This window comes from Streptomyces smyrnaeus (assembly GCF_017676345.1).
GTDB classification, from domain to species: domain Bacteria; phylum Actinomycetota; class Actinomycetes; order Streptomycetales; family Streptomycetaceae; genus Streptomyces; species Streptomyces smyrnaeus.
In genome coordinates this window covers 12,394-24,778 of record NZ_JAFFZM010000018.1, presented here as the reverse complement: position 1 = coordinate 24,778, position 12,385 = coordinate 12,394, and the positions used below count along the sequence as shown (strand labels likewise).

9 protein-coding genes are annotated in these 12,385 nt (G+C 68.0%); 7 read left to right on the top strand and 2 right to left on the bottom strand.

What is annotated here, in order from left to right:
- Positions 1 to 65 precede the first annotated feature (65 nt).
- The 7 genes from eccB (at position 66) to JW613_RS26405 (ending at position 7,615) form a co-directional block, all read left to right on the top strand.
- Positions 66 to 1,580, top strand: a complete 1,515-nt coding sequence (eccB, locus tag JW613_RS26435) for a type VII secretion protein EccB (protein ID WP_209213419.1) — start codon at positions 66 to 68, stop codon at positions 1,578 to 1,580.
- Between the two features lie 17 nt (positions 1,581 to 1,597).
- The gene (gene mycP, locus JW613_RS26430; protein WP_209213418.1) at positions 1,598 to 2,905 is read left to right on the top strand and encodes a type VII secretion-associated serine protease mycosin; all 1,308 of its coding nucleotides are present in this window, start codon (positions 1,598 to 1,600) and stop codon (positions 2,903 to 2,905) included.
- 224 nt (positions 2,906 to 3,129) lie between these two features.
- Entirely contained in the window at positions 3,130 to 3,642 is a 513-nt protein-coding gene (locus JW613_RS26425; RefSeq protein WP_209213417.1) for a DUF2563 family protein, read from the top strand.
- A 33-nt stretch (positions 3,643 to 3,675) separates the two neighbouring features.
- On the top strand, positions 3,676 to 5,511 hold the full coding sequence (locus tag JW613_RS26420; RefSeq protein WP_209213416.1) for a hypothetical protein: 1,836 nt from the start codon (positions 3,676 to 3,678) through the stop codon (positions 5,509 to 5,511).
- Positions 5,512 to 5,520: 9 nt separating this feature from the next.
- Complete coding sequence (locus tag JW613_RS26415; protein ID WP_245226319.1) at positions 5,521 to 6,759, top strand: S8 family serine peptidase; 1,239 nt, start codon at positions 5,521 to 5,523, stop codon at positions 6,757 to 6,759.
- A 63-nt stretch (positions 6,760 to 6,822) separates the two neighbouring features.
- On the top strand, positions 6,823 to 7,203 hold the full coding sequence (locus tag JW613_RS26410; RefSeq protein WP_209213415.1) for a WXG100 family type VII secretion target: 381 nt from the start codon (positions 6,823 to 6,825) through the stop codon (positions 7,201 to 7,203).
- A gap of 100 nt (positions 7,204 to 7,303) precedes the next feature.
- A complete protein-coding gene (locus JW613_RS26405; RefSeq protein WP_209213414.1) occupies positions 7,304 to 7,615 on the top strand; it encodes a WXG100 family type VII secretion target in 312 nt (103 codons plus the stop codon).
- 153 nt (positions 7,616 to 7,768) lie between these two features.
- On the opposite strand, the gene JW613_RS26400 is transcribed toward JW613_RS26405, so the two are convergent.
- Both JW613_RS26400 and eccCa read right to left on the bottom strand, forming a co-directional pair.
- Positions 7,769 to 8,035: a DUF397 domain-containing protein gene (locus tag JW613_RS26400; protein WP_099884714.1), complete on the bottom strand. Its 267-nt coding sequence runs from the start codon at positions 8,033 to 8,035 to the stop codon at positions 7,769 to 7,771.
- A 92-nt stretch (positions 8,036 to 8,127) separates the two neighbouring features.
- Complete coding sequence (eccCa, locus tag JW613_RS26395) at positions 8,128 to 12,099, bottom strand: type VII secretion protein EccCa (protein WP_209213413.1); 3,972 nt, start codon at positions 12,097 to 12,099, stop codon at positions 8,128 to 8,130.
- Between the last annotated feature and the right edge of the window lie 286 nt (positions 12,100 to 12,385).

The window sequence follows — 12,385 nt, the reverse complement described above, 5'->3', positions numbered from 1 at the left end:
CCGTCACGGCCCCGAGGCCGGACGGTGCGGGGACAGCAGGGACTTCAGGGGAGCGTCTTTCACTCATGGCATCACGGCGCGACGAGCTCAATGCCTACACCTTCGCGAAGAAGCGCTTGGTGGCGGCGTTCCTCCAGCCGTCACCGACAGGCACCGAGGAGGGCGCCCCCCGCCCGCTGCGCGGCATCCTGCCCGGCATCGTCGTCGGTGTGCTGATCCTCGCCGGATTCGGCGCCTGGGGCATGTTCAAACCGAAGGCCCCCGAAGGCTGGGACACGCCCGAGGAGAAGGTCATCATCGGCTCCGAGTCGACCACCCGCTACGTGGTCCTCAAGACCGACGGCAAGGCCCAGCTCCACCCGGTGCTCAACCTCGCCTCCGCCAAACTGCTCCTCGACCCGGGCAAGGGAGAGGTCGTCAAGGTCGACGAGAAGGTCCTCGACAAGGGCGACATACCGCACGGCGCCACCCTCGGCATCCCCTACGCGCCCGACCGCCTCCCCGAGGGCAAGGAAGCGGGCGAGAAGAAGCGCTGGGCGGTCTGCGAGCGCCCCAGCCAGGGCGACCGTGCCGTGCAGAAGGCGGCCTTCGTACTGGCCGACCGCGACAAGAAGAAGGTCGAGGGCGCCAACCGGCTGCGCGGTGGCGAGCTCATCTTCGTCCAGGGCCCCGACGACCGGCTGTACGTCGTCGACAAGTCCGGCCGCAAGTACCGCATCGCGCGCGACGAGACGCTGCTGCGCGTTCTGGCGGGCAACCGTAAACCCCAGCGCGTCTCCCGCGAGTGGCTGGCCACGCTGCACACCGGCCAGAACATCTCCTTCCCGCAGGTCCCCGGGCAGATCGGCGCGGACGCCGGTGTCCCCGGTCTCGACTCGAGCACCAACCTGGTCGGCACCGTCATCCAGTCGACGTCCGGCAACCACATGCAGCACTACGTCGTGCTGTCCGGCAAGGTCCTGCAGATCAGCGACTTCATGGCGCAGCTGCTGCTCTCCTCCAAGCAGCTGCTGCCCCTCAAGCAGAACGGCGAGGCGATCAAGGTCAACGCCAGCGCCTTCTCCCCGTCCGGCACCTTCGGCGACACCCTGAAGTGGCCCGAGGAGAAGAGCTACGCCGTCAACTCCGCCAGCACCCGCTCCGGCAGCCGCAACGTCGCCTGCAACGTGCTGCGCAAGGTCGACGGCAAGAGCGGCGCCACCACGCTCACCACCTGGGTGGGCAAGGAGTTCCCCGAACAGCTCCCCGCCGGCACCTCCAGCGCCTACGTCACGCCCGGAACCGGACAGCTCTTCCGCCAGTTCAAGGGCCGCAGTCCGAACGTGGGCGGCATCTTCCTGGTGACCGACACCGGACTGCGCTACGCGATGCAGAACAACACCGACAGCGAACAGGGCGAGTCGGGTATCGGCGACGACGGCAAGAAGTCCGAGCGACAGCAGGCCGAAGGCCAGAACGCGCAGCGCAGGCTCGGCTACGAGAACGTCAAACCGGCGCCCATCCCCGCCGAATGGGCCGCGTTCCTGCCCACGGGCCCGCGGCTGTCCACCGGTGACGCACTTCAGCCGCAGGGCTCCTGAGGGTGGTGACGACGACGATGACCAGGACCACCGAGGCGAGGCGCGGCACCGGACCGCGTCGGCTGCGGGGGCTGCGCCGACTGGGCGCGATGGCGGCGGCGACAGCCGTCACAGCCTCCACCCTGACCGTCACCGCGGCCCCTCCGGCAGCCGCGGACGCCAGCACGCAGTGCAGCTTTCCCGCCAAGCCGTTCAAGGGCCGCCCCTGGTCGCTGCAGCGGGTCCTGCTCAACGAGCTGTGGCAGGACACCGATCAGGGCGCAGGTGTCCGGGTCGCCGTCATCGACACCGGCGTCGACATCGAGAACAAACAGCTCAAGGACGCCGTCGACGCCGAGGCGGGCAAGAACCTGCTCCCCAAGAAACCGAAGAAGGACGTGGAGACGGGCCGCGCCACGCCTCGCGGCAAGGCCAACGGCACCACCGACGAGGTCGGGCACGGCACCAAGGTCGCCGGCATCATCGCCGCACGCCCCGCCGACGACACCGGCTTCGTGGGACTGGCGCCGAAGGCCACGATCATTCCCATCAAGCAGAACGACGCCAACGGCAGCGGCACCGCCGCCACCCTCGCCGACTCCATCGACTACGCGGTTCAGGCCGACGCCGACATCATCAACATCTCCCAGGACACGGCCGAGGCCCTGCAGCCCGACTCCTCGCTGGAACAAGCGGTGCGGCGCGCCGTGCAGGCGGACGTCGTCGTCGTCGCCTCCGCGGGCAACGACGGCCTGGGCGGCAAGAACAAGGCAACCTACCCGGCCTCCTACCCGGGTGTCCTCGCGGTGGCCGCGTCCGACCGCAACAACGAGCGCGCCCCCTTCTCCCAGGCCGGTGACTTCGTGGACGTGGCGGCCCCCGGCGTCGACATGGTCTCCACCGTCCCCAAGGGCGGTCACTGCGTCGACAACGGCACCAGCTTCTCCGCCCCCTATGTGTCGGGCGTCGCGGCACTGCTCCGCGCCAAGCACGACGAGGGCCGCGACAAGTGGTCCCAGCAGAACATCGTCGCCCAGATCGAGCAGACCGCGGAGCGCTCCATCCCCGGCCACGACCGCCTCGTCGGCTGGGGCGTCGTCGACCCGGTGGCAGCCCTCACCGAGGACGACAAGCGCATCGAACGCCCCGTGGCCAAAGAAGGCGTCGAAACGGCCAAGAAACCCACACCGGCCAAGCTCCAGCTCGGCGAAACCGAGCAGGAACGCAACGAGCGGCTCGGAACCTACGTCCTGGTAGGAGGCGGCACCCTCGTCGCGGTCATCGCGGGCACCTCCCTGGTCTACCGCGACTGGCGCCGCCGCAAGCGCCCGGCGGCCACCCGCTGACGGTCCACCGCCCGCCGATCCGCCGGTGTCACAGGCGGCTGGTAGAAAAGAGGTATATGCCACGCGCGTGTCACACGTTACGGTCCTGCTACGAGCAACTGTCAGCAGCTTATTTGCAGTTGGAACGGGCTGCACCCAGCTACTACAGTGACGTGAGCGCTGCCCGACCGGACCACGAAGACCGTCGAGCAAGCGGATGAGAACCGGGCAGAAGGGGGGAGCCCATGGGACAGCTGGGGCCGGACGGCAAGGAGATGCCGCCACCAGTCCCGTCATCGGGGAAGGTGTCGGCGTCGTCCCCGAAGGGGGACCTGGAACGGCGTGCTGAAGCGCTGAAGAAGCTGAAAAAGCGGATCGACGGTGTCATCTCGGAACTGGACACCTCTCCTGCGGCGAAACACAAGGTCTCGTGCAGGCGCGTCACCCGGAAGTCGCTCAGCGGGGAGAGCATTCCCTACGCGGAAGCCGACGACCTCTTCGCCAAGTACAGCGAGGTGCACGAAACCCTCACACTCCTCTCCTCCAACCTCCGGGATCAGATCGACGCGACGGGTATCGCCATCAAGGGCGCCGACCGCGGCTTCGACAACCTGGAGGAGGACGAGAAGCGCCTCTTCTGGCAGATCCAGGCCCGGGTGGAGGCGACGGAGAAGAAGCTGAAGCATCCGGACGGCGAGGGTGACGCAGGGCCCAAGGACGACAAGCCCGAAGGCAAGTCCGAGAAGACCGGCCTCTGATCGGCTGGCATATGCCCGGAACCAGGAGGACGCATGGGCGGCAAGGGGAACAACGAGCCGGTTGACCCTTTCACAGGGAAGGGGTACTCGGCTGACGAGATGCCGAAAGACCCCACACTTCCGGCAGAATTCAGCCCTTTCCTTCCGCCTCCCACGACGACGCGGAAGCCCGAACTCTTCCGTGCGCCCGGCGCCGGACCCTTGGCCCCGCCGGCTGCCGGCTCGGCCGGAAACACGGACTTCGAGCCCTACCGTCTCAACCAGATGGTGGATCTCGTCGAGGACGCCTCTCCCCAGGACCTGGAGGATGTCGGCGACGCCCTGTGGGACGCCGCCCGCTCCATCAGGAAGGCCGAGGAGGAGCTGAAGACCTACTTCGACGAGGTGGAGTCGGAGTGGGAGGGCAAAACGAAAGAGGAGTTCTCCAAGTGGGCCAAGAGCCTTCGCCGGGAGACTCTCAAGCTCAGTGAGTACGCGGGAGCTGCGGGCACGCAGCTCAAGGCCGCGGGCTTCGGTCTGTCCATGGTCAAGTCGTCGATGCCGAAGCGGGACCCGGAGGAGGACAAGGTCTACGGGCCCTATCTTCCTCCCAAGATCACCAGCAAATCCAAGCCCGAGGTACGCGAGCGCGAGCAGAAGCGCCAAGAGGCCATTCAGCAGATGAACAAGCTGAGTTCCTACTACAAGGTGGCGCTCGCGAACATTCAGGTCGCGGAGAAGAACAAGCCGACGTTCGGGACGATGCCGAATGTGGGAGTGCCGCCAGTGGTACCGACATCCCCGTACGAGGGCAGCCCCTCCGGTGGCTCCGAGGGAAGCGCGGCAGTACCGGCAGCACCAGCTTCGTACGTCCCGGGAAGTGCTTCGCCCGGCAGTGCGGGGTCTGCGGCGTCCGCTCACGTACCGACGCCCGACGGAGGGGTCGGCAGGGCGGACTTGATCGATACTCCCCGAGTCCCCGAGAGCCCGGTCTACCCGGACATGTCGGTCGCCACGAACATCGACAGCGCCCCTCCCGCTCCTGTGACGCAGCCGATGGACCGCGCTCCTTCGCCGCACGTGCCTCCGGCCCCCGGTCAGCCCGGCCTGCCGCCCGGTGGTGGCCCTCCCGGCCCCGCTCCCGCTTACGTCCCGCCAGGTAGTCCGCCGCCTCCCGGCAGGGTGGGTCCCGGCGGCCCTCCCCAGCAGCGTCCGTTCGTGCCGCCGCCTACGAACACGGGTCGTACCGGGCCGACAGGCCCGAACGGCCCCGTTGGGCGCCCGGGGCCGATGAGGCCTGGACCCGTCGGCCCGATGATGCCGGGGCCGACAGCCAGGGAAGCGGGCAACAGCGGGCCGCGTGGGCTCGGTCGCCCTGGGATGATGGGGGTGCCCCCCACAACGACGGGAGGCCCGAACACTGGTGGACGTCCCGGTGTCGGTCGAGCCGCTCAACGTGGCGGGATCGTGGGCGGTACCCCGACCCAGCCGGGCCCAGGCTCGAACTCATCCGGCTCCGGTGTACCGAGGGGGACGGTCGTCGACGGACAGAACTCCTCAGCGGCTCGGCGTCCGATGGGCATGGTTCCGCCAGTAAGCGCTCTGGGTGCAGGGGGAGCAGCAGGCAACGGCGGTGGGCGGAATGCGGCGGGTCGGAGGAGAGCAACGAACCGCGATGGCATCGTCGGGGAGCCCACCAACGGTGACGCTGGACAGGACCGTGATTCGCGAGCATCCACGCCTGGAGGCGGGGGCCTGGTTATTGGAGGGGAGCCGGTCACTCCCGAAGACACCCCCCGCCAGCGGACGCGGCGCCCGGACTACTTGACAGAAGACGAACAGACCCGGCCGGGCGCACAGCGTGGCAGCGTTCCGCCAGTTATCGAGTAACCAGTGAAAATGACGATGACGACAGCATCACTGAAGCCCCGAATGAGGCGCCGTCTCTTCACTGGGCTCGCAGCAATTGGGGCTTGGACGGTTTCGCTCACCGCATTGGCACCCGTCGCTGGCGCCGACAGTGTCCAGTCTCAGCAGTGGTATCTCAAGCCGATGCAGGCTGAGAAGATGTGGAAGGTCAGTACGGGCGAGGATATCAAGGTGGCCGTTGTCGACACCGGCGTCGACGCTTCCACTCCGGCGCTTCGCGGTCGAGTCCTTCCCGGGAAAGATCTCTCTGGTGCGCCAGGCGATGAGACGCGTGACGATGTCGGGCACGGGACGACGATGGCCGAGCTCATTGCGGGTTCAGGGAAAGGCGGCACGCTGAAAGGGCTTGCCCCGAAAGCGAAAATCATCCCCATCAAGACCAACCTAAAAGGGGTTGGGGGGCCAGGCAAATTGGGCGTGGATGCCAAAGCCATCAGAGCGGCTGCTGACAGCGACGCCCAGATCATCAACATGTCTTTCGGTGGCGGAGCCAACCCGGCTTTCAAAAAGGCGCTCGACTACGCCACGAAGAAGGGCAAACTGCTACTGGCCGGCACGGGGAATGATGCCAAGAAAGGGAACCAGGAGAATTATCCCGCTGCGTATCCGAACGTAGCTGCCGTAGCGTCGATCGACAAGACCGGCAGGGTTGCTGAATCCTCCACTTACGGCAAACAGACAGACCTTTCGGGACCAGGCGAGGGGGTCCCGGTGTTGTGTGACGGAGAGAAGCAGGCATATTGCCCGCGCGGTGGTACAAGTGTTGCCACCGCCATTGCCTCCGCCTCCGCCGCCCTGATCTGGTCGCACCATCCGGACTGGACCGCGAACCAGGTTCTCCGCGTGCTGTTGAAGACAGGTGACCTGGCGGACAAGCCCAGCATTTACGTAGGTCACGGGGCCGTCCGCCCTCGCATGAATCTCCTGGAGGGCAAGGGTGATCCCGGTGATCCGGACATCAGTCCGCTCACCGGGGAGCGGACCCTCAACACCAAGTCGAAGGAGTCGGGTTCGGATGCCAAGAACTCCGGCAAGGGCTCCGGCAAGGGCGACTCGGACAAAGAGGCTGCCCCCGACAAGGTGAAGGTGGCAGACTCCAAGACCGAGGACGAGGGCGGCAGTTGGCTCCTCCCCGCCATCGGCATCGCGGCGGGTGTCATCATCCTCGGGGGGTGCGGCTTCGCGGTTGTACGTATCCGGCGGAACTAGTACGGAGCAGTTCCGCGTCTTCAAAGCGACTCGTTCAAGGATCGACGAAGGGACGGAAAGGTCATGGCCGACCAGAAACTCAGCGATGATCAACTCGATAAGAAGCAGAAGGATCTCATCGAGAAGATCGGAAGCATCAACAGCCAAGTGCGGGGGCTTCAGGGCGTCATCGACGCCATCGAAGGCCAGTGGCAGGGTATCGGCGCGCACGCCTTCGATGTGAAGCAGAACGAGATCAACAATCGAATGAAGGAAATCAACAACCTCCTGGCCTACTTCTTGGAAGGGATCCAGGCCACCCGGAAGAAGTCCGGGGCGAACGAACTCGACATCGCGCAGGCCCTCAAGGGTGTCGACGTGGTTGAGGGCGGCGGCTTGGGCACGGACGCGTCCGGACAGTCGGTGTCCAAGCTCGACATGTACTCGCCTCCGCCTGCTCGGTGAATCGGGCGCCGCATCGAAGGCGCTGCACACGGGCTTATGAGCTGAGGGTCGCGTAGGGCGACCTCAACAAGCGGCGGAACGACATGGCACTGGAGAGAAAATGCCAAAAGGGTACCAGGACGGGCTGAAAGTAACTTATGCCAGCCTGGATGAGGCGGCCACGTCCATCGAGGGCTTCGCGAAGACGCTGATGGAGGACCTGGGGGACATCCGCAAGCAGGTCGCGTCCATCTCCGAGGCGTGGGAGGGCGAGGCGCAGACCGCCTACAAGGAAGCGATGCACAAGTGGGACACGAAGAGCCAGGCTGTTCAGCAGGCTCTGACCGAGATCGTCCGGGTCATTCGGCTGGGTAGGGACGGCTACCAGGAGACCGACCTGGCGTCCGCGAGGTGGTTCCACCCCAACGGGTAGTGATACTCCCCTCCGTGCGGCGGAGCTGAGAGTCGAATGGGAGGGGTGGGCGCAGTGGCGCCCACCCCTCCCATTCGATTCGCATCCCATTCGCAGTACGGGTGCGGTAGTACGGGTGCGGCGGAGCTCGACGAAGCCGGCCCCCCTGCCGACTCAGTCCTGAGGGGCGGCTGCCCCGTTCCGTGGCGCCGGCTCCAGGTCGAACTCCCCGTCCCGCGCGCCCAGTACGAATGCCTCCCACTCGGCCGCGGTGTAGCGCAGGACGACGTCGGGTTCTTTCGAGTTGCGCATGGCGACGGCGCCGCCGGGCAGATGGGCGATCTCGACGCGTTCGTCCTCCGGGCTGCCGGGGGCGCTCTCCCAGACCGCGTCGGAGATGTCCATGGCGTACAGCTCTTCCTTTTCCTGCTGAGTACCCACAGCAGTGCTCCTTCCTCCGGCATCCGGCTTCGGAGTGTCAGCCTACGTGGACGCGGCGCTACCGTGCGCCGCGTCCACGTGTTCGGACCGGCTCAGGTCTCGTCCGGCATCCACCCCAGCTGCACCAGCGGCGTGCCGCGCTTACGGGAGACGAAGAAGCCGCGCCCCGGGGGCATGGGGCGGGGGCGGACGTTGCCCAGAAGGTCACCTTCACTCGGGTCGCCGGACAACACGACGCCCTGGGCGCCGAGTTCCTTGATGCGGGTCATGAAGGACTCGAACATCGACCGGGAGGCGCCGGCGGCGCTGCGGGCGATGATGAAGCGGACGCCGACGTCGCGGGAGAAGGGCAGGTGCTCGGTCAGAACGGCCAGCGGGTTGCCGCTGGAGGTGGCGACCAGCTCGTAGTCGTCGACGACGATGAAGATCTGCGGGCCCGTCCACCAGCTGCGGTCGCGCAGCTGCTGCGGGGTGACGTCGGAGGACGGGGCGCGGCGGTCCATCAGATCGCGGAGCGCGTTCATATGCGTCTCCATCGTGTTGGACATCGGCGCGTACTCCAGCAGATGGCTGTCGGGGATGGCGCCGAGCAGGGAGCGCCGGTAGTCGCCGACGACGATCTTCGCCTCGTCGCCCGAGTACCGCTCGGTGATCTGCTTGACGAGCAGCCGCAGCAGTGCCGTCTTGCCGGACTCGCTCTCGCCGAAGACGAGGAAGAACGGGTCGGTCTCGAAGTCGACGAAGACCGGCTCCAGGTTGTTCTCGTCGATTCCGAAGGCGACGCCGCGCTCGGGGTGTGCGCCGCCGCCGGGGAGGCGGGCGGCCGGGAGTTCCCTGGGGAGCAGCCGGACCTGGGGTGCGGGGTCGCCCTGCCAGTGGGCGCTGACGGCGTTGCACATCTCGGCGCTGGCGTCGGCGAGTTCGTCGTCTGAGCCGATGCCGTCGATGCGCGGGACGCCGGCCATGAAGTGCAGCGCGTCCATCGTCTGGCCCCGGCCGGGTACGCCGGCCGGGACGTTGGCGGCGACCTTGCGGTTGAACTCGGAGTCCATGGTGTCGCCGAGCCGCAGCTCCAGCCGGTTCATCAGCAGGTCCTTGAGGGCGGCCCGTACCTCCATGTTGCGGGCGGCCGTGATGACCAGGTGGACGCCGTAGCCGAGACCGCGGGCCGCGATGTCGTTGACGATGTCGCCCAGGCCCTCGTAGTCGTTGCGGAAGTTGCCCCAGCCGTCGATGACCAGGAACACATCGCCCCACGGCTGGTCGGTGATCTCACCGCGGGCGCGGCGCCTGCGGTAGGTCGTGATGGAGTCGATGTTGTTGGCGCGGAAGTACTCCTCGCGGCGGTTGAGGATGCCGTAGACCTCGGCGACGGTGCGTCGTACCCGCTCGGGGTCGAGGCGGGAGGCGATACCGCCCACATGCGGCAGTCCGGAGACGGCCGACATGCCGCCGCCACCGAAGTCCAGCCCGTAGAACTGCACTTCGGCGGGGGTGTGGGTGAGGGCGAACGCCGAGATCAGTGTCCGCATCAGGGTGGACTTGCCGGACTGTGGTCCGCCTACGACGAGCATGTGGCCGGCGGCGCCGGAGAAGTCCAGGTACAGCGGGTCGCGGCGCTGCTCGAACGGCTTGTCCACGAGTCCGACCGGCACGACGAGCCGCCCTTGCCGCGGATAGTCGGTGGCGGTCAGGCCGCGTCCTTCCACGGGCGCGAGCGACGGCAGGAGCTCATCCAGCGGCGAGGCGTTGTCCAGCGGCGGCAGCCACACCTGGTGGGCGGGGGTGCCCTGGCCTTCCAGGCGGCGTACGACCACGTCGAGCACCGTGTCGGCGAGCGCGTCGTCGTCGGCGCCGGTGACGGGCTGTGCGGGTACGGGCGCCGCTTCCGGGTCGGGTGCCGGGAGGGGTACTTCGGCGGCGGTGAACAGGACGGGGCGCCGGCCGGGGGCCAGCGGGCCGGTGGGCAGGTCGTTGCTGCCCGCGCGGTAGACGCCGGAGACGTAGGCGGCCTTGAAGCGGGTCATCTCGTCGGTGCCGAACTTGAGGTAGCCGGAGCCGGGCACCGAGGGCAGGTGGTAGGCGTCGGGGACGCCGAGCGCGGCACGGGACTCGGCGGCGGAGAAGGTCCGCAGACCGACCCGGTAGGAGAGGTAGGTCTCCAGTCCGCGCAGCCGGCCTTCCTCCAGGCGCTGCGAGGCCAGCAGCAGGTGCACACCCAGGGAGCGGCCGATGCGGCCGATCTGGATGAACATGTCGATGAAGTCCGGCTTGGCGGTGAGCAGCTCGCTGAACTCGTCGATGACCAGGACGAGTGAGGGGATGGGGGAGAGCGGGGCGCCGGCCGCGCGGGCCTTCTCGTAGTCGTGGATGTTGGCGTAGTTGCCGGCGTCGCGCAGCATCTCCTGGCGCCGGTTGAGCTCGCCGCGGATGGAGTCGCCCATGCGGTCGACGAGGGTCAGGTCGTCGGCGAGGTTGGTGATCACGGCGGCGACGTGCGGCATGTGTGCCATGCCGGCGAAGGTGGCACCGCCCTTGAAGTCGGCGAGGACGAAGTTCAGCGTCTCCGAGGAGTGGGTGACGGCCAGGCCGAGCACCAGGGTGCGCAGCAGTTCCGACTTGCCGGAACCGGTCGCGCCCACGCACAGCCCGTGCGGGCCCATACCGTCCTGTGCGGCCTCCTTGAGGTCGAGCATCACCGGCTGGCCGTCCTCGCCCACGCCGATGGGCACCCGCAGCCGCTCGGCCTGCGAGCGCGGTCGCCAGGTGCGGGAGACGTCCACCGAGGCGGCGTCGCCCAGATTGAGCAGGTCGGTGAACTCCAGTTTGGCCAGCAGGGGTTCGTCGCCGTCGTCGCCGGAGCCGACCCGCAGCGGTGCGAGCTGCCGGGCCACCGCTTCGGCCGCCTGGTAGGAGAGGGAGTCGGGGGTCCCGTCGTAGACCATGCCCTGGCCCGATTCGAGCCGCAGGGTGCGCGGCTGGACGACGACGGACAGGCCGCCGCGTGCCACGTCGATGTCGCCGGGGACGATCTCGACGATGGTGACCCCCTGCAGCCCCTCCTGCGCGGCCAGCAGCGAGTTGGGGAGCACCGTTGTGCCGTCCAGGACGACGACGATGTGCGGCTGCTCCAGCACCGGCTCGGCGGCGGAGCTGAACCGGGGCCGGCCCTCCAGCCGGGCGGCGAGCAGCTCCTCCAGTTCCAGGGTGTCGTTGACGATCAGCCGACGTGTCCCCGCGCCGTCGGACTGGTCCTTGGCCTGGGCGTGCGGCAGCCACTTGGCCCAGTCCCAGGCGTCGTAGGACTCGCGGCCCGCGGCGACGGCGATCACCAGGTCCTCGGGGGAGTGCGTCGCGGCGAGCGAGCAGAGCATGGCGCGCGCGGAGGCGTACACCGAGTCGGGGTCGCCGCTGACGGTCATGTGGTAGAAGGCGCGCAGCGACACGGCCATGGGGAGCCCGTCGACGGTGGCGTGGGTGTTGATGAACTGGTGCATCGCGCCGACCGTCAGCGGCTCCAGCTCGTCCACCGGTGCCGTCTCCGGGCTGATCAGCGGGGTGGCCAGCTGCTGTACACCCAGCCCGACGCGCACCTGTCCGAAGTCCACGTCGGAGGGGCGCCGCTCCCACACCCTGCTGCCCTCGGCCACCAGGGACCACAACTGGTCGGGCGCGGGGTGCAGATAGAACTGGGCGTCGCGCTGCTTGAGTGCCGTCTTGCGGACGGTGCGGCGGGTCTGGGCCAGATATCTGAGGTAGTCGCGCCGGGACTGCGCCATCTCGCCCTGGGTGCCTCGACGCATCCGGACCACCATGGCGATGACCATGGTGAGCGTCGAGAAGAGCATCAGGACGCCCATGATCTTCATCATCGGGTGCGAGTTCATGCCGGGCATGAGGAAGTACACGCTGGAGCCGCCCATGCCGAGCATCGGCAGCAACTGCATCCACATGCCCTCCTGCTGCCCCTTGGGCAGCTCGGGCGGCGGCTCCAGCCTGAGCTCTGCTTCGGGCACTTCGGGGGGCAGTGCCCGAGGCGGACGCTTGACGACGATCTGGGTCACTCGCGCACCAATTTCCCTTGCGTTCCCTTGGGTTCCCTGCGGCTAGGTTCCCTGCGTCCCTGGTGCGGAAGGGACGGTCGGTGCAGGCACCCCGTGGCGACGGTCCCCTCTGGACGGTCCCCCTCCGCGGCTGGCGATCCTAGTGGCCCGGTGAGTTGACCGGGAGCGGTAGGGTGTCGCGCGCTGCCGCGATGACCGCGGCGCTGCCCGGCGGGCTTTCTGGCTCAGCCCGGCACACCGACGCCCAGCACACTTTCGAGCAGGTGCCCAGCAGGCTCTTCGAGGG